The sequence below is a fragment of the Pseudomonas laurylsulfativorans genome (genome assembly GCF_002906155.1).
Taxonomy (GTDB): domain Bacteria; phylum Pseudomonadota; class Gammaproteobacteria; order Pseudomonadales; family Pseudomonadaceae; genus Aquipseudomonas; species Aquipseudomonas laurylsulfativorans.
The window spans coordinates 300,530-321,630 of record NZ_MUJK01000006.1 but is presented as its reverse complement, the minus strand read 5'-3'; the positions used below and the strand labels follow the sequence as shown (position 1 = coordinate 321,630).

General features: G+C 59.3%; 18 protein-coding genes and 1 pseudogene. 8 read left to right on the top strand and 11 right to left on the bottom strand.

Going from position 1 to position 21,101, the window contains the following annotated elements; genetic code table 11:
* Window positions 1–52 precede the first annotated feature (52 nt).
* From B0D71_RS20635 to B0D71_RS20600, 6 genes and pseudogenes are all read left to right on the top strand, one after another.
* Window positions 53–271, top strand: coding sequence for a hypothetical protein (locus tag B0D71_RS20635; protein WP_103396388.1), 219 nt, complete (start codon window positions 53–55; stop codon window positions 269–271).
* A gap of 480 nt (window positions 272–751) precedes the next feature.
* Window positions 752–2,518 (top strand): sensor histidine kinase, encoded by a 1,767-nt coding sequence (locus B0D71_RS20625; protein WP_103396402.1) that lies wholly within the window; start codon window positions 752–754, stop codon window positions 2,516–2,518.
* Window positions 2,512–3,851, top strand: a pseudogene (locus B0D71_RS20620) (sigma-54-dependent transcriptional regulator); the annotation flags it as partial. The gene B0D71_RS20625 and the pseudogene B0D71_RS20620, both read left to right, overlap by 7 nt.
* A gap of 296 nt (window positions 3,852–4,147) precedes the next feature.
* On the top strand, window positions 4,148–5,467 hold the full coding sequence (locus tag B0D71_RS20615; RefSeq protein ID WP_103396385.1) for an MFS transporter: 1,320 nt from the start codon (window positions 4,148–4,150) through the stop codon (window positions 5,465–5,467).
* A 260-nt stretch (window positions 5,468–5,727) separates the two neighbouring features.
* The gene (locus B0D71_RS20610; RefSeq protein ID WP_103396384.1) at window positions 5,728–5,919 is read left to right on the top strand and encodes a hypothetical protein; all 192 of its coding nucleotides are present in this window, start codon (window positions 5,728–5,730) and stop codon (window positions 5,917–5,919) included.
* Between the two features lie 185 nt (window positions 5,920–6,104).
* A complete protein-coding gene (locus tag B0D71_RS20600) occupies window positions 6,105–6,734 on the top strand; it encodes a flavin reductase family protein (protein WP_103396382.1) in 630 nt (209 codons plus the stop codon).
* Here the strand turns inward: B0D71_RS20600 and B0D71_RS20595 are convergent, their stop codons facing one another.
* Together B0D71_RS20595 and B0D71_RS20590 are read right to left on the bottom strand one after the other, a co-directional pair.
* On the bottom strand, window positions 6,735–6,965 hold the full coding sequence (locus B0D71_RS20595) for a hypothetical protein (protein ID WP_103396381.1): 231 nt from the start codon (window positions 6,963–6,965) through the stop codon (window positions 6,735–6,737).
* 41 nt (window positions 6,966–7,006) lie between these two features.
* Window positions 7,007–7,360, bottom strand: coding sequence for a putative quinol monooxygenase (locus B0D71_RS20590; protein ID WP_103396380.1), 354 nt, complete (start codon window positions 7,358–7,360; stop codon window positions 7,007–7,009).
* 339 nt (window positions 7,361–7,699) lie between these two features.
* Between B0D71_RS20590 and B0D71_RS20585 the strand changes: the two genes are divergently transcribed.
* Entirely contained in the window at window positions 7,700–8,629 is a 930-nt protein-coding gene (locus B0D71_RS20585; protein ID WP_103396379.1) for an AraC family transcriptional regulator, read from the top strand.
* A gap of 120 nt (window positions 8,630–8,749) precedes the next feature.
* On the opposite strand, the gene B0D71_RS20580 is transcribed toward B0D71_RS20585, so the two are convergent.
* The 6 genes from B0D71_RS20580 to B0D71_RS20555 form a co-directional block, all read right to left on the bottom strand.
* Window positions 8,750–9,805, bottom strand: a complete 1,056-nt coding sequence (locus tag B0D71_RS20580) for an ABC transporter ATP-binding protein (RefSeq protein WP_103396378.1) — start codon at window positions 9,803–9,805, stop codon at window positions 8,750–8,752.
* An 18-nt stretch (window positions 9,806–9,823) separates the two neighbouring features.
* The gene (locus tag B0D71_RS20575; protein WP_103396377.1) at window positions 9,824–10,672 is read right to left on the bottom strand and encodes an ABC transporter permease; all 849 of its coding nucleotides are present in this window, start codon (window positions 10,670–10,672) and stop codon (window positions 9,824–9,826) included.
* Window positions 10,669–11,577, bottom strand: coding sequence for an ABC transporter permease (locus tag B0D71_RS20570; protein ID WP_103396376.1), 909 nt, complete (start codon window positions 11,575–11,577; stop codon window positions 10,669–10,671). The genes B0D71_RS20575 and B0D71_RS20570 overlap by 4 nt, the downstream gene beginning before the upstream one ends.
* Before the next feature lie 147 nt (window positions 11,578–11,724).
* Window positions 11,725–12,828 carry an extracellular solute-binding protein gene (locus tag B0D71_RS20565; RefSeq protein ID WP_007978499.1) on the bottom strand — a complete coding sequence of 368 codons (1,104 nt, stop codon included), beginning with the start codon at window positions 12,826–12,828 and terminating at the stop codon, window positions 11,725–11,727.
* Between the two features lie 297 nt (window positions 12,829–13,125).
* Window positions 13,126–14,574 (bottom strand): aldehyde dehydrogenase family protein, encoded by a 1,449-nt coding sequence (locus tag B0D71_RS20560; protein WP_103396375.1) that lies wholly within the window; start codon window positions 14,572–14,574, stop codon window positions 13,126–13,128.
* Window positions 14,571–16,208 (bottom strand): 5-guanidino-2-oxopentanoate decarboxylase, encoded by a 1,638-nt coding sequence (locus B0D71_RS20555; protein WP_103396374.1) that lies wholly within the window; start codon window positions 16,206–16,208, stop codon window positions 14,571–14,573. Before B0D71_RS20555 ends, B0D71_RS20560 begins: the two co-directional genes overlap by 4 nt.
* Before the next feature lie 159 nt (window positions 16,209–16,367).
* Here B0D71_RS20555 and B0D71_RS20550 point away from each other — a divergent pair, with 159 nt between their 5' ends.
* A complete protein-coding gene (locus B0D71_RS20550) occupies window positions 16,368–17,243 on the top strand; it encodes a LysR substrate-binding domain-containing protein (protein ID WP_103396373.1) in 876 nt (291 codons plus the stop codon).
* 68 nt (window positions 17,244–17,311) lie between these two features.
* Here B0D71_RS20550 and B0D71_RS20545 read toward each other — a convergent pair whose 3' ends face one another.
* The 3 genes from B0D71_RS20545 to B0D71_RS20535 form a co-directional block, all read right to left on the bottom strand.
* Window positions 17,312–18,334, bottom strand: coding sequence for an alpha-xenorhabdolysin family binary toxin subunit B (locus tag B0D71_RS20545; protein ID WP_103396372.1), 1,023 nt, complete (start codon window positions 18,332–18,334; stop codon window positions 17,312–17,314).
* Window positions 18,335–18,362: 28 nt separating this feature from the next.
* Window positions 18,363–19,592: an alpha-xenorhabdolysin family binary toxin subunit A gene (locus tag B0D71_RS20540; protein ID WP_103396371.1), complete on the bottom strand. Its 1,230-nt coding sequence runs from the start codon at window positions 19,590–19,592 to the stop codon at window positions 18,363–18,365.
* A 439-nt stretch (window positions 19,593–20,031) separates the two neighbouring features.
* Window positions 20,032–20,910, bottom strand: a complete 879-nt coding sequence (locus tag B0D71_RS20535) for an MBL fold metallo-hydrolase (RefSeq protein ID WP_103396370.1) — start codon at window positions 20,908–20,910, stop codon at window positions 20,032–20,034.
* Window positions 20,911–21,101 lie beyond the last annotated feature (191 nt).

Sequence of the window (21,101 nt, the reverse complement as noted above, 5' to 3'; positions counted from 1 at the left end):
GGTTTTACGCGCACGCAGCCCCTGTCGTACCTCGCCAAAGGCCTAGTTTTGAATGTCCGTGACCTACCTGCCGCTGGAAGCCTGGAATAAACACTGGACACTCGACGGCCCGCTGGTGCGCTGTCGGCTGTGTGGGAGCGTTCAGGACCTCATGGACGCCGGCGCTTTTCGGCATGCACTCGGCTGTAAAGCCTGGGGACTGCAAACCCAATACCCCAGCCGGGAACTGGCTGCGCTGCTGCAGCAAAAAATCCAAGCGGGGTTGTTTTGATGCGCGCCATGCTCGAGGGCGGTGCCGTGCGTGAGGTGCTGGTCATTCGAAGCGTTTCACAGTGAAACGCTTGGGAATGTTCTCGGGGTAACGCCGCACAAGGCGACTCATCAGCGGCCATCTACCCGTTGAGTTTCCCCCTGAGCATGGGAAACGTTCCTCCGTGAAACACTCATGCGTTTTCACCGGATCGCCCTTTATCGAACCCGTGGAGCCAATCAGGATCCTGGTGACAGCCCATCTGAACAGACCGGGCTAGCCAACAGCATGCATGAAGCACACCTGAACAATGACGACCTGATTAACGCCAGGAACTCGGTCGTTTCGTTGGGGAAACTGACAGATGAACTGGAACAGATGAGACGAAACATCAATCGTTGAAAGCTCAAGGTATCGACTCGGGCGCAGTGAGATGAGAACTGGCGCAAGATAGTCCGCATGCTATCTTGCGCCTCCTATCTTTTGTCCGACTTCCGTTCGATGCTCCCGACCTCCAGATCCCTGCGCCTGGCGCTCTACACCCTGTTGATCATCGCCGGCGCCGCCCTCGCCGCCACCCTGGCCATGCGCCACGCCGTGCGCCAGTCAATGGTCGAGGATGCTGGCCGCGCCAATCAACAACTGGCCTTGTACGCCACGTCCCTGCATACCCTGATCGAACGCTACCGCGCCCTGCCCGCGGTGCTGGCGCTGGACCCGGAGTTGCGTTCGGCGCTCAAGGGGGCGGTGAGCCCGGAGCAGCAGGAAGCACTGAACCGCAAACTGGAAAAAATCAATGGCGCGGCCGAATCCTCGACCCTGGAACTGCTCGACCGCACTGGCCTCGCCGTGGCGGCGAGCAACTGGCGTTTGCCCAGCAGTTATGTTGGCCACAACTACGGTTTCCGCCCTTATTTCAACCAGACCCGCACCCAGGGCACCGGGCGCTTTTACGCGGTGGGCGTGACCAGCGGGATTCCTGGCTACTTCCTTTCCAGCGCGGTCACGGATGACGACGGCCAGTTCCTCGGCGCCATGGTGGTGAAGCTGGAGTTTCCCGAACTGGAACGCGAGTGGCGCCAGGGCAGCGACACGCTGCTGGTCAGCGACGCACGCGGGATCATCTTCATCGCCAACCAGCCGGGCTGGCGTTATCGCCTGCTCAAGCCGCTGAGTGACAGCGATCATGCCGAACTCAAGACCACCCGCCAGTACGACAAGCAGCCGCTCACGCCGCTTGAGTTTCAATCGCTACGGCGCTTCGATGACAACAGTGACCTGGCCCGGGTCGATGGCCCGGACGGCAAGGCGGATTACCTGTGGGAATCCCTGCCGCTGAGTGCCGAGGGCTGGACCCTGCACCTGCTGCGTCGCCCGCAAGTCGCCTTCGAAGACAGCCGTAACGCCGCGCTTGCCGCAGCCGGGCTGTGGTTGACCCTGGTGTTCCTGCTGCTGTTTCTCAACCAGCGCTGGCGCCTGGCCAAATTGCGCCAGCGCAGTCGTGAAGAACTCGAACAGCTCGTAGAAGAGAGAACCCGCGACCTGCGCACCGCCCAGGAAGGTCTGGTGCAATCGGCCAAACTCGCGGCACTGGGGCAGATGTCCGCCGCCCTTGCCCACGAAATCAACCAGCCGCTCACCGCCCAGCGCATGCAGTTGGCGACCTTGCGCCTGCTGCTCGACCACGGTCGCGTCGACGACGCCTACAAGGCGCTCAGACTGGTGGATGAAATGCTCACGCGCATGGCCGCCCTCACCGGCCACCTGAAAACCTTCGCCCGCAAAAGCCCCAGCGGTTTGCGCGAACGACTGGACCTGGCGGCGGTGGTGGACCAGTCACTGCAACTGCTCGATACACGGTTGCGTGACGAGCAGGTCAGCACCGTGCTGCACCTGACCCGCCCGGCTTGGGTGCGCGGCGATGCGATTCGCCTGGAACAGGTGCTGATCAATCTGCTGCGCAACGCCCTTGATGCGATGCAGGACAAACCCTGCAAACGCCTGGAAATCCGCCTCGAAGCCGACGAACAATTGTGGCGGCTGAGCGTGATCGACAACGGTAGCGGTATCACCGAAGAGAACCTGCCCAAGGTGTTCGATCCATTCTTCACCACCAAACCGGTGGGCGATGGCCTAGGGATCGGTTTGGCCGTATCGTTCGCCATCGTCCACGAATCCGGCGGTCGCCTGTGTGCCGGCAATCATGACAAGGGTGCCGTGTTTACCGTGACCTTGCCCATCGACCTGGAGGTGCATGAACCATGCTGAACTCAGTGATCGTGGTCGACGACGAAAGCAGCATCCGTAGCGCCGTCGAGCAGTGGTTGAGCCTGTCGGGCTTCGAGGTGCAGTTGTTCAGCCGCGCCGATGAATGCCTGGCGCAATTACCCAGGCATTTTGCCGGGGTGATTCTCAGCGATGTGCGCATGCCTGGCATGACCGGCCTGGAACTGCTGGCCGAAGTACAGCGTCGGGATGCCGATTTGCCGGTGATCCTGCTCACCGGACACGGCGATGTACCGATGGCCGTCGAGGCCATGCGTGATGGCGCCTACGATTTCCTCGAAAAACCCTTCAGCCCGGAAACCCTCCTCGGCAGCCTGCGCCGCGCCCTCGACAAGCGCCGGCTGGTGCTGGAAAACCGCGCCCTGCACGAGCAGGCGGACAACCGCGCCAAACTGGATGCCACGCTGCTCGGCGTATCCCGGGGTTTGCAGACCCTGCGGCGACAGGTGCTGGACCTGGCAGCACTGCCAGTCAACGTGCTGATTCGCGGCGAAACCGGTAGCGGCAAGGAACTGGTCGCCCGCTGCCTGCACGACTTCGGGCCGCGAGCTGACAAGCCCTTTGTCGCACTCAACTGCGCGGCCATCCCCGAGCAATTGTTCGAGGCCGAGCTGTTCGGTCACGAGAGCGGTGCGTTCACCGGGGCGTCCGGCAAGCGCATCGGCAAACTCGAATACGCCGACGGTGGCACGCTGTTTCTCGACGAAATCGAAAGCATGCCGCTGGCCCAGCAGGTAAAACTGCTGCGGGTGTTGCAAGAGCAAAAGCTTGAGCGACTGGGCTCGAACCAAAGCATCCGCGTGGATCTGCGCATCATTGCCGCGACCAAGCCGGACCTGCTGGACGAAGCGCGGGCCGGACGTTTCCGCGAAGACCTGGCTTATCGATTGAACGTCGCGGAACTCCGCCTGCCGCCCTTGCGTGAACGCCGTGAAGACATACCCTTGCTGTTCGAATCCTTTGCGCAAAACGCCGCCGAACGGCTGGGGCGTAAATTTCCACCGTTGAGCGGCGCGCAGTTGAGCCATCTGCTGAGCCATGACTGGCCGGGCAACGTGCGCGAACTGGCGAACGTCGCCGAGCGTCAGGTATTGGGACTGGGTGAGCCGGAACCGATGGGCATCGAACCTGGCCAGTCGCTGGCGGCACAGCAGGAAGCGTTCGAGGCGCAATGCCTGCGTGCGGCATTGACCCGGCACCAGGGTGATGTGAAAGCGGTGCTCGAAGAACTGCAACTGCCGCGCCGGACCTTCAATGAAAAGATGCAGCGGCATGGGTTGAGCAGGGAGATGTTCCTGTAGCGTCTGAACCGGCCTCATCGCTGGCAAGCCAGCGCCTACAGGTTCTGTGTCGTGCACAACAATCTGCATTCAACTCGGTCATTGTAGGAGCTGGCTTGCCAGCGATGAGGCCAGTGCAAACAGTGATAATCCACGAATCGAATCAGCAATTTTCCGCTCACCACCAAACTTTTATAGGCGGATTTCCGCTCACCGAAACACCCTCACCCCTCTAGACCGGCCCTCTCCCCCTTGGCACAGCTCCTGCTATAGCCCCTGCAGGCTGCGTTTCATCGCGCTCCACAAAAACAATTAAATGAAGGATCCTTCAATGGATAACTCCAACTCCCTGCCGCTTGGGTCGGCCGCCGCGCCGGTCAAAGAAAGAACCACCTCCAGTCGCATCAAATCGATCTTCAGCGGTTCCGTTGGCAACATGGTCGAGTGGTACGACTGGTACGTCTACGCCGCCTTCTCCCTGTACTTCGCCAAGACTTTCTTCCCCAAAGGCGACACCACCGCCCAACTGCTCAACACCGCCGCGATCTTCGCCGTGGGCTTCCTGATGCGTCCGATCGGCGGCTGGCTGATGGGCCTGTATGCCGACAAGGTCGGGCGCAAAAAGGCCCTGATGGCCTCGGTGTACCTGATGTGCTTCGGCTCGCTGCTGATCGCCCTGAGCCCGAGCTATGAAGTCATCGGCATCGGCGCGCCGATCCTGCTGGTGTTCGCGCGCTTGCTGCAAGGCCTGTCGGTGGGTGGCGAATACGGCACCTCCGCCACTTACCTGAGCGAGATGGCGACCAAGGAACGCCGCGGCTTCTACTCCAGCTTCCAGTACGTGACCCTGATCTCCGGTCAGCTCATCGCCCTGGCAGTGCTGATTGTCCTGCAGAACTTCCTGACCACCGAAGAGCTCTACGCCTGGGGCTGGCGCATCCCGTTCGCCATCGGCGCGCTGTGTGCCGTGGTGGCGTTGTACCTGCGTCGTGGCATGGAAGAAACCGAGTCGTTCACCAAGAAAGAGAAGGCCAAGGAAAGCGCGATGCGCACCTTGATGCGTCACCCCAAGGAGCTGATGACCGTGGTCGGCCTGACCATGGGCGGTACCCTGGCGTTCTACACCTACACCACCTACATGCAGAAATACCTGGTGAACACCGTCGGCATGAGCATTTCCGACTCCACCACCATTTCCGCCGCCACACTGTTCCTGTTCATGTGCCTGCAACCGGTCATCGGCGGGCTGTCGGATAAAATCGGTCGCCGGCCGATCCTGATTGCCTTCGGCATCCTCGGCACGCTGTTCACCGTGCCGATCCTCACCACCCTGCACACCATCACGACCTGGTGGGGCGCGTTCTTCCTGATCATGGCGGCGCTGATCATCGTCAGCGGCTACACCTCGATCAACGCCGTGGTGAAAGCCGAACTGTTCCCAACCGAAATCCGCGCCCTGGGCGTGGGCCTGCCGTACGCCCTGACCGTCTCGATCTTCGGCGGCACCGCTGAATACATCGCGCTGTGGTTCAAGAGCATCGGCATGGAAACGGGTTACTACTGGTACGTGACCGCGTGTATTGCCGTGTCGTTGCTGGTGTACGTCACCATGAAAGACACCCGCAAGCACTCGCGGATCGTCACGGACTGACAGATCAATAGAGCCTGGCTGTACTGGCCTCTTCGCGAGCAAGCCTGCTCCCACACTGACCGCATGGCTTCAGTGTGGGAGCGGGCTTGCTCGTGAAGGGCACCATTTGTCTCCCCCTCCGGCAAGATAATCATCGGTTAATGCACCGGCAGCACCCTGCTGCTGACTGCATCCAAATCAACAGGACGCACGTATATCCGTTACAGGCCTCGAAGGAGTGTCTGAACGAACCCACAGCGAACGTACCTGGAGTACCTGCCATGAAAACCCGATTGATCCTTGCCCTGACCCTTTCCGTGCTGGCTGCCAATGCCTTTGCGGCCGACGGCTACGACAAAACCGGTTCGGCCTCGTTCGGTTCCGGCGCCAGTGCCGCCATCGAACACAGCCAGCCCGGCACCTATGCCTCTGACGGTTTTGATAAAACCGGTAGCGCTGAAGCTATCGGCTGACCTCAAACCTGTAGGAGCGAGCCTGCTCGCGATGGACGTCAACGATAACGCGAGAATCCTGGAGAAATGTGGTGCCCTTGAGTTTTTCGCGAGCAGGCTCGCTCCTACAGTGATCTTCATCAGACTGGAAATCCGCGGCGCGTGCTTGCACCATGCACGTCTCCCCGCAAGCTCTGGAAATTTCCATGTCCGACGACATCCACTTCTACGAACCCGCCAACGGCCACGGCCTGCCCCACGATCCGTTCAACGCCATCGTCGGCCCGCGCCCCATCGGCTGGATCTCGTCACAGGATGCCGAGGGCCGCTTGAACCTGGCGCCCTACAGTTTCTTCAATGCCTTCAACTACATTCCGCCGATCATTGGGTTTTCCAGCGTCGGGCGCAAAGACAGCCTGAACAACATCGAGCAAACCGGCGAGTTCGCCTGGAACCTGGCCACCCGGCCGCTGGCCGAGCAGATGAACCAGAGCTGCGCCATGGTCGGGCCGGAGGTCAACGAGTTCGAACTGGCCGGCCTGACGACCGTTGCCTCGAAGGTGATTCAGGTGCCACGGGTGGCCGAAAGCCCGGTGTCCTTCGAGTGCAAGGTCACGCAGATCATTCAGTTGCAGCGGGCGGATGGCAACGTGGTGCCGAGCTGGCTGATCCTCGGCGAAGTGGTCGCCGTGCATATCGCCAAGTGGCTGTTGAAAGACGGGATATACGACACCGCCGCGGCAGAACCGATTCTGCGCGGCGGCGGGCCGGCGGATTACTTCCAGCTGGGGCCTGAGGCGTTGTTCAAGATGTACCGCCCGGGGGCGGTGAAGTAATCACCAGAGCAGGTCGGTGTCTTCCTTGACGTCCTTGAGGTGGGTCAGTTCCTTGGCGGCCGCCAGATCGGCGTCATGGGCGGTTTTGAAAACCTGGCCTTCCAGCACTTTGTGAAAACGCGGGGCGCCGGAACCACCCAGCGCTTTGACGGCGATAGCAGCGTGGTAACCACCCTCGCCCGGTACTACAGCGGAAACAGCTTCGAAGTGTTCAAAGGCTTTACGTGCCATGTCGCGAATCCTGGCTGGTTGAGAATGCCGTCATTAAACCCTCAACCGGCCAGTTTGTGTACCGTCACCCCGGACTGATGCAAGGCCTGCGCCGCCGAGACATCCTTGAAGGTGTGAAAATCCAGGCTGTTGACCACCAGTTCCTGCACCAGCTCGGCAAAAATCTCCATCGCCGGCGTGCTGAAGTACGCGGTCATGGCCTGTTGATTGCTCCAAAAACCGGACACCAGCCACAACTGCGGATCGCACTGCGAATGCTGCAAGGCAAAGCTCAGGCAGCCTGGCGCTGCGCGGGACGGTTCGATCAGGGCGCTGAGGCGCACACCGAGTTCCGCCGAACGCCCGGCGCGCGCTCGAACGAAGGCCATATGACTGACGGGGATCTGCTTGGACATGTTCAACCCTCCCGGGGAGTCGCGTGGCAGCCGGGGGACGGGCTGCGACAGGATCAAAGGTTAAGGGCTGCGACGCCTGTCTCGTTAGTCGATTCCTGCCGGGGCGTTGCACAATCCTGCGAAACTGCATGACAAGCCTGTAACAAACGGTAAAACCCTGTCACGGTTCTGCCATACGCGTTTCAAGCAAGTTCTGCAGGTACAAGGCTCTAGTGGCTACACCGCCGGTCGACCCCGGGCAGAATCAGGCAAGCATCCGGCAGGATGTGTCTACCGCTGTCACTTGCACAAACATATGCTCTGCCCCATTCCTTCCATGCCTTGCCGAGGATGCCGCGCATGTCGTCGCTCGATCACTTTCAAGCCCCGCTGGACACCGACATGGAAAAGCAGCGCGCGGAGCTGGCAGCCATCATCCGCCGCAGCACCGCCGAAGATGGCAGTTATGCCACGGCCATCGGCTCGCTGTTCATGTCCCGCCACAGCCAGTCCCACGAGTTCGCACCGGTGCTCGCACAACCGGCGCTCTGCATCATGGCCCAAGGGCGTAAGGAAGTTCAGTTGGCCAACGAGTACTTCAACTACGACCCGTTGAACTACCTGGTGGTCTCGGTTTCGATGCCGCTGAGTGGACGGGTAGTGGATGTCTCGGCCCAAGAACCGATCCTGGCCTTGCGCCTGGACATCGACCCGGCGGAAATCACTGCATTGATCGCCGACGCCGGCCCCCTCGGCGTACCCACCCGGCCGACCGGGCGCGGGCTGTACGTCGAACGGCTCGACACCGCCATGCTCGATGCCGTGCTGCGCCTGGCACGGTTACTGGACACGCCGAAAGACATCGCCATGCTCGCGCCGCTGATTCGCCGGGAGATCCTCTATCGACTGTTGCGCAGCAAACAGGGGCATCGGTTGTATGAAATCGCCATCACCAACAGTCAGAGCCATCGCATCAGCCAGGCGATCAAGTGGCTCAATGGCAATTTTGAACAGCCATTGCGCATCGATGATCTGGCCAAGGAAGTGAACCTGAGCGTGTCGACGCTGCATCACCGCTTCAAGGCGATGACGGCGATGAGTCCGTTGCAGTATCAGAAACAGTTGCGCCTGCAGGAAGCGCGGCGGTTGATGCTGGCCGAAGGGCTGGAGGCTTCGGCGGCGGGGTATCGAGTTGGTTATGAAAGCCCTTCGCAGTTCAGCCGGGAATACAGTCGGTTGTTTGGGGCGCCGCCGTTAAGGGATTTGGCGCGGTTGCGTTTGACGGTCTGATCAGGAGGCTGTGGTGCTGCAGATGGCGCTATCGCTGGCAAGCCAGCTCCTACAGGAGTATCGCGATTCTTGTAGGAGCTGGCTTGCCAGCGATGGGCTGCGCAGCAGCCCCCCGGAACATCAGGCGCCAAGTACCCGGCAAGCCTCCACCGGCAAGGTCACCGATACCGGATGCCCAACGCTCAAGCCAAAGCCCTGGCACGGCGTGCTCAGCGCGGTGAACGACACCCCGGAACACTCCACCGTGGTCTCGATGGTCGCGCCGATATCGCGCACGAACGTCACCTTGCCCAGCAAGCGGTTGCCCGCAGTCGCCTGTGGAGCCGACAGTTGCAGGTCTTCCGGGCGAATCAGCATCTTGACCTTTTCCCCAGCCGCAATGCTGCTGCAGATCGGTACTTGCAGCGCATCGCCACCCGGCAGGCTGACCTTGCCGTTGCCCAGCACCGTGGCCGGGAAGATGTTGCCAGAGCCGATGAAATCCGCGACGAACTCGTTGGCCGGATGGCGGTAGATTTCAATCGGTGTGCCCACCTGCTGCACCCGATGCTCACCCAGCACAACCACGATATCGGCCATGGTCATGGCCTCGCGCTGGTCGTGGGTCACCATGATGGTGGTGATGTTCAGGCGCTGTTGCAGTTGACGGATTTCCACCTGCATCGACTCGCGCAGCTTGGCGTCCAGCGCCGACAACGGCTCGTCGAGCAGGAGGATTTTCGGGTGATTGGCAATCGCCCGGGCAATCGCCACGCGCTGGCGTTGCCCGCCAGAGAGCTTGGCCACCGGGCGATTGATCATCGGTTGCAGCTGGATCAGTTCCAGCAACTCCACCACCCGCGCCTGCTGGTCAGCCTTGCTGACCCCGCGCAGCTTCAGCGGATAGGCGATGTTCTCCCCAACGGTCATGTGCGGGAACAGTGCCAGGGACTGGAACACCATGCCGAAGTTGCGCAGGTGCGCCGGGGTGTGGCCGATGTCCTCGCCGTCCAGGCGGATCTCGCCGCCGGTCAGGGTTTCAAGGCCGGCAATCATGCGCAGCAGAGTGGTCTTGCCGCAGCCCGAAGGGCCGAGGAAACACACCAGTTTGCCTTCGGGCAAATGCAGGTTCACATCCTTTACCGCGCAGGCCGAGCCGTAATGTTTCTCGACGTTTTCCAGAATCAAACCAGACATAAGAAGCACCTCAAGAAATCAGAACGAAACGCCACCTTCACCAACCAGTTTTTCGAGCGCCCAAATCAGGACGAAGTCGATCAACACAATCAGCACGGCAAACGAAAATACGGTTGGGTCGAGCGAAGACACAGTGCGGCTGTACATCCAGATCGGCACGGTCATCACATCGATGGTGTAGAGGAAGTAGGTCACGGTGAATTCGTTGAACGAGACGATGAACGCCAGCAGCATGCCCGCCAGGATCCCCGACTTCATCAATGGCACCACCACATCGACAATCGCCCGCATCGGCGAAGCGCCAAGCATTTGCGCGGCCTCCTCGACTTCAGTGCCGATTGAAAGCATCGCCGCCGTGCAGTTCTTCACCACGAATGGCAATGCCAGGATCACGTGGGCAATCACCAGGCGCGAGGTGGTCATATGGAACGGCAGGCTGTCGAACACCAGCAGCAGCGCCAGGCCCAACACCACCATCGGGAACACCAGCGGCAACGACATCAGTTGCAGCGCCACGGCCTTGCCGCGGAACTCGCAACGGGTCAGCGCGTAGGCCGCGGGCACCGCGATCAGCGTGGCGAAGATCATGGTCAGGCACGACACCATCAGGCTGGTGGTCATGGCTTGGCCGAGACTCAGCACGTCACTGGAATCGGGTGACACAAAGGTGTGCCAGGCGGCTTTGTACCATTGCAGGCTGTAGCTGCTCGGGGGGAAGTCGAGGTTCGATGCGCCGCTGAACGACATGACGATCATGGTCAGGATCGGCAGTACCGCCAGCAGCAGGATGAAGCCCGAAAGGATGCCGGCAAACTTGCCGGTCTCGCCGGGCAACAGCCCATAACGCTTCTTGGTCAGGGTGCTCATTGGGAAGCCTCCAGCATGCGCCGACGACGGCCAGTGATGTATTCGGACAAGGTCATGATCGCGAGGGTGGTGACGATCAGCACCACGCCGGCAGCGGACGCGGCGGGCCAGTTCATCAGCGGGGCGATCTGGTCATGCACCATCACTGCCAGCATCGGCACGCGCCGGCCACCGAGCAGCAACGGCACCACGAAACTGCTGGCGTTGTAGGCGAACACCAGGGTCGCACCGGTGATGATCCCCGGCAGACTCATCGGCAGTACCACCTGGCGGAACACCTGGAAACGACTGGCGCCGAGGGTGGCGGCCGCTTCTTCGTAGCTGCGGGCGACGCCGCGCATGGCGCTGGCAATCGGCAACACGGCCAGCGGGAAGGCGGTTTGCACCAGGCCCATCAACACGCCGTTCTGGTTGTACAACAGCATGATCGGACGCTTGATCAGGCCCAGGCCCATCAGGGTCTGGTTGAGCATGCCACCGGGACCGAGGATCACCAGCCAGCCGTAGCTTTGCAGCAGCAGGTTGACCAGCAATGGCAGCAACACCGCCGCAAGGAAGATCCGCCGCACGAATGGCGAGGTCAGGCGCGACATGGTGTAGGCCACCGGGATCGCCAGAATCACTGCGATCACCGCGCTGATCAGCGCCAGGCGCAGGGTCAGCATCAGCGATTTGAGGTAATAGGGTTCCAGCAGCTGGGCGTAACTGGCCAGGCTGAACCCGGACCATTCCGCGCCTTTGGTGCCCACGCTCATGCGCAGTACCAAGAGGCTCGCGGCAATCAATACGCCTAGAAACAGCATCGACGGCGAGAGGAAAAGCCAGGCGCGCGTCGTGGGTGAAACACCCTGAGCGGCGCGCACGGGGGCGGCACTCACCGGATGGGTCAGAGGTTGGTGTTCCATAGCAAAGGTCTCGTCAATGGAAGATCAGGCGCATGGCGAGTGCTGCGCACTCAATCGCTGGCAAGCCAGCGCCTACAGGTCATGCGCTGCCCTTGTAGGAGCCGGCTTGCTGGCGATGAGGCTCGAAGAGCCTCCCTGCCATTCAGATCAGGAAGAAAAGATTTCCGTGTAACGACGAATCCATTGGTCATGCACAGTCGCCAGGAAGGCGTTGTCGTGCATGATCGCCTTCTCGGCAATCTGCTCCGGCGTGAGGATGTACGGGCTCTTGCGTGCTTCGGCGGAGATGATCGCCTTGGCGTTGACCGGGCCGTTGTAGATGTCTTCAGCCATCTTGCCCTGCACCAGCGGGTCCAGAGAGTGGTTGATGAAGGCATAGGCCATGTCGGTATCGCCAGGACGGTTCTTCGGCATCACCGACAGCATCAGGTCGGTGTAGAAACCTTCCTTCATGCCGAACGTGGCGCCCAGGCCGTAGTTCGGATCGCGGATCTGTTTCGGGAAGAACGCTGGCGCGTACAGGCCGCCCATGTCCAGGGAACCGGTGCGGAACAGTTCGGCGATCTGGTTCGGGTTTTCACCCAGGGTCACCACACGATCCTTCAGTTCAGCGAGTTTCTTGAAGCCCGGCTCAATGTTGTGCTCGTCACCACCGGCCAGTTTGGCAGCGATGATGATCAGGTCCATGGCCTCGGTCCAGTTCGGCGGCGGCAGGAAGATGTTCGGCGCCGCGTCGGCGTCCCACAGGGAGGCGTAGCTGGTTGGCGCTTCCTTCTGGGTGCGGGTGCTGTAGACCAGGCTGTTGCACCACAACAGGTAACCGATACCGTGGCCATTGGCGCCGGTGCGGTATTTTTCCGGTACATCGACCAGGTTGGGAATGCGGTTGAGGTCGGGTTTTTCCAACAGGTTGGCGGCGGCCAGACCTTCGGCACCGACGCCGGCCAGGGTGATGATGTCGTACTGCGGACGATCACCGCCGGCCTTGAGTTTGGCGACCATTTCCGAGGTACTGCCGGTGCGGTCGGCGATGACCTTGCAGCCGTACTTGTCTTCGAAAGTCGCGGCGATGTTGCGCAGTGCAGCCAGGCCGGTATCGTCGGACCAGGTCAGCAAACGCAGGGTCTTGCCCGCAAAGCGTGTGTCGCTGGCATTAGCCTTGATGAACGGCATGCTCATCGCCGCTGCTGCCACCGAGGCTACGCCCACGGTCTTGATGAATTGACGTCTGTTCAGATCATGCTCGCCCATTACGGACTCCCTTTGTTTTTGTAGGTATGAGGCAGGTCGAAACTGTTGTATCCGCGCGACTGGATCAGCGTTGGCCCCTCTATTTTCGGGGGGTTGGTTGAACCAGTGAGTTCATCCTGAGGTCGTGTAAAACACCTGACTATCGATAAAAACTCATCGAAGCCATGACGCCTGTGCATGCCTCATGTAGGAGCGAGCTTGCTCGCAAATGACGCATGAAACACGCGGGCTGTCTGACTCCCCGCGTTATCGTTGACGTCCATCGCGAGCAGGCTCGCTCCTACACAAGGAGGGGCGTCAGACGGCCCGAATCACGTGTTTGATTTCCTGGAAAGCCTGCAAGCCCCACGGCCCCAATTCGCGGCCGATGCTGCTCTGCTTGTAGCCGCCCCAGGCGGTCTGCGGGAAGATCACCTGCGGCGCATTGATCCACACAAGCCCCGCCTGCAAAGCGTTGGCGACGCGGTCAGCGGTCTGTGCATTGCGCGTCACCACGCTGGCCACCAGGCCAAACTGACTGTCGTTGGCCAGGGCAATCGCCTCGGCTTCGGAGGTGAAACTGCGCACGCAGATTACCGGGCCGAAAATTTCCTCACACCACAGCGCACTGTCGAGGGGCACGTCGGTGAAAACTGTCGGCTGCAAAAAATATCCGCGCGGCAGGTCGGCCGGGCGATTACCGCCGCAAACCAGCTTGGCACCGGCACTCAAGCCGCGATCGATGTGGCCGAGCACGCGCTGGTATTGCGCCTGATTGACCAGTGCGCCCATTTCCACATTCGGGTCGAACGGGTCGGCCACGCGAATGGCTTCGGCACGCGCCTTAACGCGGCTGAGGAATTCATCGGCCAGTTCATCGGCGACCAGCACGCGACTGGTGGCGGAACACATCTGCCCGGCGTTGAAGAAACCACCGCCGCAGGCCACTTCCACCGCCAGGTCGATATCGGCATCGGCCAGCACCAGCAGCGAAGATTTGCCGCCCAGCTCCAGGCTTACGCCTTTGACGGTTTCCGCCGCACGTTGCATGACCTGCACGCCGACCGCATTGCTGCCGGTGAACGACACCTTGGCGATGCGCGGGTCTGCCGACAGCGGAGCGCCAACGGCCAGGCCGGTGCCGGACACCAGGTTGAACACGCCCGCCGGCACGCCGGCTTGGGCGATGATTGCCGCCAGTTCCAGCTCCGGCAGCGGCGTCACTTCCGAAGGCTTGAGCACCACGCAGCAACCGGCGGCCAGGGCCGGGGCGAGTTTCCACGCGGTGGTGACCATCGGGAAGTTCCACGGCACGATCAGCCCGACCACACCGCACGGCTCGCGGCGCAGACGAGCGCTAAAGTCGTCGGTTGGCAGTTCAATTACGCTGTCCTGTTTAGCATCCAGCCCTTCGGCCAGACCGGCGTAGTACTCGAACGTGGCGATCACGTCATCGACGTCGATCGCCGCTTCAAATTGCGGCTTGCCATTGTTGCTCGACTGCAAGTGCATCAATTTTTCACGGTTGGCCTGCACGCCAGTGGCGATTTTGCGCAGGATTGCACCGCGCTCGGCACCCGTGGTTTTCGACCAGTCGGCGAACGCCAGGGTCGCCGCGCTCACCGCTTGATCAACAGCGCGCTCATCGCCGCCATTGACCGTGGTCAACAGGGCTTCGGTCGCCGGGTTGATCACCCGCAGGTGTTCGTTACCGGCCGACCATTGGCCGTTGATGTACAGGCCATCCAGGGTAGTCGGGAAAGTCATTTCGACACCGCCTTCATCCACTCGGCCTGATCGATTTCAATCAGGGTCGGGCCTTGGCGATCCGCCGCCACGCGCAATGCGCCGCGCAGTTGCTCGACACTGTTGATCGCTTCGGCAGCGCAACCCAGTGCCTTGGCCACACCGATGAAGTCCGGGGTGTAGATGTCCACGCCGACCGGCTCGATGGCGCGGTTGACCATGTATTTCTTGATCTCTTCGTAGCCCTGGTTATTCCACAGCAGCACGATGACCGGCGTGCGCGCTTCGACAGCGCTGGCCAGTTCCGGCAGGGTGAACTGCAGGCCACCATCGCCGATCAGGCACACCACTGGCGGGCGATGACCGTTTTCAGCGCTGCCGCCGAGCCAGGCGCCAATCGCCGCCGGCAAGGCGTAACCGAGGGTGCCGTAACCGGTGGACGAATTGAACCAACGACGCGGGCGCTCCGGGTTGAACGTCAGGTTGCCGGTGTACACAGGCTGGGTCGAATCGCCGACGAACACCGCATCCGGCAGTTCGTGCAGCACGGCTTCCAGGAATCGGGTCTGGGCCAGGGTCGGTGCGTCCCAGGTGGCGGCCAGGTCTTCACGCAGACGAGCGGCACGTACCTGGCCCCAATCGTTGCGGCGCTCGGCCAGGGATTTATGCGACAAGGCGCTGAGCAAGGCCTGGGCGGCGTTGCGCGAGTCGGCCACCAGTGCCACGTGCGGTGGATAGTTGCGCACAGTCTGGTCCGGGTCGATGTCCACGCGCAGCAGTTGGCCTGGAATCTCGAAGCCACCGGCGAAGGTCACGTCATAGTCGGTCTCGGCCAGTTCGGTGCCGATGGCCAAGACCACATCGGCTTCAGCAACCAACGCACGGGTGGCGACGAGGCTCTGGGTCGAACCGATCAGCAGCGGGTGGCCGGAGGCGAGCATGCCCTTGGCATTGATGGTCAGCGCTACCGGCGCGTCCAGCAGTTCGGCCAGCGCCGTCAGCTCGGCAGCGGCATCGATGGCACCGCCACCGGCGAGGATCAGCGGACGCTTGGCACCGGCCAGCAAATCGGTCATGCGCGACACGGCACTCGGCGAAGCACCGGCGCGGTCGATGTTGACCGGCAGGCTGGCGAGCAAGTCGTCAGCGTCTTCAACCAGAACGTCCAGCGGAATTTCAATGTGCACCGGACGCGGACGGCCAGCCTGGAACAATGCAAAGGCGCGAGCCAACACGCCCGGCAACTCCGACGCCGACATCAGGGTGTGAGAGAACGCCGCGACACCGGCGCACAGTGCGCCCTGGTTCGGCAGTTCATGCAGCTTGCCGCGACCGCCGCCCAACTGGCTGCGCGATTGCACGCTGGAGATCACCAGCATCGGGATCGAATCGGCGTAGGCCTGGCCCATGGCGGTGGTGATGTTGGTCATGCCAGGACCGGTGATGATGAAGCACACACCCGGTTTGCCGCTGGTGCGGGCATAACCGTCGGCCATGAAGCCGGCGCCTTGTTCATGGCGCGGCGTGACGTGGTTGATGCTCGAACGGGCCAGCCCGCGATACAGCTCCACGGTATGAACCCCCGGAATGCCGAACACCTGCTCGACTCCGTAGTTTTCGAGTAACTTGACCAATACTTCGCCGCACGTCGCCATGTCTTTGCCCTTCTTGTTCGTTTGAGACGCCGGGCATGCGCTGTGTTTATGATGGATTCGCAGGCCCGGGAATGGCCTCATTGGAACGGGCGACACGTAGCCGCAACAATGGATAAAAAGTCATACTAGCCATGTCCTCACGTCATACCTTGGATCCCAATGAAACGACTGCCTCCCCTGCCGGCGCTGCACACTTTTCTGATTACCGCGCAGTGCTGCAACTTCACCCGGGCTGCCGAACAACTGCACATCACCCAGGGCGCGGTCAGCCGACAGATCGCCGGGCTGGAAGATCATCTCGGTTATGAGCTGTTCATTCGCCAGGCCCGAGGCCTGGACCTGACGGCCGAAGGGCGGGAGTGGCTGCCACGGGTGCAGCAGATTTTCGGCCTGATCGACGAGGCGGTGGAGCAGATCGGCGAGAAACGCGAAACCCTGCAACTCAAGGCACCGACCTGCGTCATGCGCTGGTTGCTGCCGCGCCTGCTGCAATGGCAAAGGGAGCGCCCGGACGTGCCGGTGGAACTGACCACCACGGTCAAGCACGGCGTGGATTTTCATCGCGAGCAGTTCGATGCGGCGGTGATGTACGGCACACCGCCGGACGATTCATTGATGTCGCAAAAACTCTTCGATGAACAACTCACGCCGGTGTGTTCCAGGCCCATGCTCGAAGGCCCCATGCCTCTGCAGACACCTGGCGATCTGCAACAACACTTGCTGCTGCACCCGACCCGCGATGAACGGGACTGGAAGGCCTGGTTGAAAGCAGCGGATGTACAGCTGACGAATGTCGGCAAGGGCCAGCATTTCGAAACACTGGACCTGGCGATGTCGATGGCGTCCCAGGGAACGGGTGTGGCAATTGGCGATTGGTCGCTGATCGGCGATGACCTGAGTGCCGGGCGGCTGGTCATGCCCTTTGAATTGAAGGTGAAAACAGGTCTGGCGTATTACCTGGTGTTCCCGGAAAAACCCGGACCTTCGCCCAAACTGCGCGAGTTGATGGAGTGGTTGGTGGAACAGGCGCGATGAACCTTGGCGTTCGCCCATTCAATCGAACGGGCCATGCACGAGGCATGGCCTTTTGCTGATATCACGATTCAGCTTTTTTTGATGGACTTCAAATAACTCAAAAATACTTCATAACGCTCGGCAGTGCCCTTCAACGCCGGCACATCCGCTATCGATCTGGGGTTGTTTACCCGGAGAAAATGCGTGTATGCCTCAGCGACCTTTGCGACTTGCTCCGACCAACTGAAAAGTACCGAGTCCAGTTCGCCCAGTTCATCCAGCGCGCCGAGCTTGCGCTGCAACTCGCGAACTTGCGATTTATCCGACTTGATGCTCGTGTTCAGCTCGCTCATTCTATTGCGCACTGCGTCCCGGGCTTGGGCGAGATCGGTGAATTGACGCCCCCGGTCGAGCGATTCAAAGTTGCCTTGAAGCTTGTTCAATACTATTTGCAGGAATTCCTTATCCGGTTTCCGGGTGGCAACCAACTTTATAGCGGCCTCGATTTCCTCTGCACTCGGCAGCAGACTATTGACAATATCCCGCCAGCCCGGGGCCTTGAATCTCTGGATAGCGTCGTCGATAAATTGCTTATCCTTCTTTAATACTTCGAGGTCGGCCTCGTCAGTCCCAATCCGCTGTTCAATAGCGCTCACTTCACTATCAAAGGTACGACGCAAGCTAACGGTTGACTCGGTGAAACTGATCGTAACAAGATCTTCGGTTACCCGCGCCAGATAATTATTGGCAACCACTAATGCAATCTGAGATTCAGCAACTCGTGCAGCTCCATGCTCAAGCAGCCGACTTACGTGCTCATTTTTCTGCAAGGCAGACAAGGCAATATTGCTATGCATTTCCTCAATGCTCGTCAGCGTTGCTTCCAAGCCAGAGTTGGCCAACAACGCAGCAATTTTCTTGACATCATCAAATAACTTTTGATGTGCGTCATTCAGGTCACTACCGACACTCAATAACTTCTCTCGTGACGAGGGCAAAAAATCAAATCCCCCATCATTCACACTCATATTCAATCGGTCCTTGGCACGTCTCATCGCACCTGTATCGGGCACCACATAATGATTACTTGTAATAACTTCATGGTCTTTCATAGCAGGGTTCCTCCTTGAACCAAAATATTTACTCACCCTCAACGACCTGATTAAAAACCGTGGACAGCGCATGAGCATGCCCTTGAATGGTTTTCCACGGATTAAAAATCGCTTGAAGGTTCAGCACCAACAAAATCAAATCCAGGTCACTCGCTCCGTCTTCAAACCCATCCAAAGACACACCCAGACTATTCCAGACAATACCAAGTACATCCTCGATGCACTTGATACCATTTTCAGCATCCTTCATTAATGCGCGCATCTCGGAAAAATTTGTCGTCAGCGTTATTAAATTTTGAGAGAGTCGAGCAGCCGACATCTGAACAACCAATCGATTCTTTTGCTCTAGCAACTCATTTTTCTGCGCTCTGGTTTTTTCAGCATCGGCGCCGAATATACCGCCTGTCACTATCAGACCCAGTGGACCGAATACCAAACCCGTAAAGGCATACCCTACCTGATAGTCGTACTCTGTTTGCTTTTCAGCAATCGTCTCATCAAGCTCTTTTATCTGCTTGCGAAGCTCGTCAATGCCCTCATGCTTGTCGATGCTTTCCTCATCGACAGCATTCATTTTGAGTGCAAGCTTGATCAATAACTCATCCGATATCTTACGAGAAAACTCAACAGCCAAAGCATTGACATCAGCAACCGCGAGGTAAAACTCCGCAACATCTTTTTTTGCGAACTTAAGCGCCTTGCGAAGGCTTTCAACACGTTTTGTATCGGTACTACTCAGTGGAATGGACGCTAGTTGTGTTTTTTCATCATCGCTCAGTGAGTCTATGTTGCCTTCTACGCGTTTGTAGGTTTCGGTCTCCTTCAAAAGATTGATGATCGCCGAACCGGTTTCAAAAAAATTACTGGCAAACAAGTCCAGCCTGTTTCCGACATTCTTAGTCTCTCGCTCCAACGTTGACCAAGATAAAGCATGCGAATGAATTTCCTGGTAAAACTGCTGCATGCTTGTCGGCTCAAGCAGCCGGTGGCCCACATTTTTGTACCCAAGATACGTTTCAATCTCGCTAATATTCACTGGCAGCGAAAGCCCGGCACGAACATACCGCTTAATCATTACCACATGATTTTTTTTGACGATAAATGTTTCATCATCAATATTCTCCACCTTTTTTTCAAAGTACTGCACAGGTACAAATCTGGCGGCATCAACTATGCTACTAAGACCTTCCAACTTTGAAAAAACTTGCTCCCCCCTGGCCTCCAACTCCTTGGCAGCCGCCTCCAGATCAATCTCCATATTTTTTCCAGGCCCTCTAACAATAAGATAACGATTGAATTAATGTTCACACGCATCAAAAAGCAACGATGGCGTTCACGACCAGGAAATAATACGCATCCAACTACCGACCTACTATCATCCGTCTGCGCCAGGCCACGTAGGACTTATCGCCACCGATTAAAAACGCCCACAAGAACAACCTCAAAGCTAATCACATCAGCGACACTTATATACCCCACCAATACACGCCGAAGTTTTTATCATTTATGCGAATCATGTAATTCGCAAGGCCCTCAAAAAACGCTCCACAATAAAAAACGAAGCACATCTCATTGTCGGCTGGGAGAATGATCTGTGCTTCGAACTACTGATTAACTTTATGATTCTGCGCAAACACCCCGAACATTCGAGGTGTTTGCGCGGGTCTATCCCCACCTGCGTGGGAACAATTAAAGATTCACCACTTCATCTCACCCTTGGCGACCTTGGCACTCAGCTCCAGGGAACTTTCATCACCCAGGGTCGGGAAGCGCTTTTTCATCGCGGCGATCAGTGCGGCAGAATCCCTGGCTTTGGCGGATTCTTCATCGAAGGCCTTGATGTAAGCGGCGGTGAACTGCACGGCCGTGAGTGAGCGATCGCTCTCGCCGAGGTAATGACCCGGCACCACGGTCTGCGGTTTCAGGGTTTCAATGGAATGCAGCGTAGTCAGCCAATCGGCATGGGACTGCGCAGTTTGTGTATCAGCCATCCACAGGTGAATATTCTGCGCCACCACGACACCACCGACTACCGCCTTGATCGACGGAATCCACACAAAGCTGCGATCCGGCTGTGGGCCCTCAAGACCAAGCACCTGCAACTTCTGCCCTTCAAGGATCAGGCTGTCGCCCTTGAGCACGCCCGGCACGATGGTTTTTGCCGGCACATCGGCACCCATTTTCGGCCCCCAGAAGGCCAGTTTGCCGTCGACGGTTTGCTTGATGTGGTCAACGGTCGGCTGCGAAGCGAGGACCTTGGCCTGAGGGAACGCGGTCGTCAGGGTATCGAGGCCGAAGTAGTAGTCCGGGTCACCGTGGCTGATGTAGATGGTGGTCAGCTGCTTGCCGCTGGCGCGGATCTTTTCCACCACCTGTTCGGCCTGGGATTTGCCGAATTGCGCATCCACCAGGATCGCTTCTTTTTCGCCACTGACCAGCACCGAGGTCACTGGGAAGATGGCCTTTTCGCCGGGGTTGTAGACGTCCAGCGTCAAGGTCGAGGCGGCTGCATGGGCGACGAAACCCAGGGTAGCGCTTGCCAGTAAAACCCGCTTGAGAGTGGTGAAACCGATCATGTATAGCTCCGTTATTCGTTGACCATTCCTGGCCGATGACTTTGTAGGAGCTGGCTTGCCAGCGATGAACGCAAAAGCGCCGCGGCCATCCTGGAAGCACGCGTCATCGTTAACGGCCATCGCGAGCAAGCTCGCTCCTACGGTGGAACAGAGCTTAGTTGCCTGACTCGGTACAAAAAATGCGATGCTTG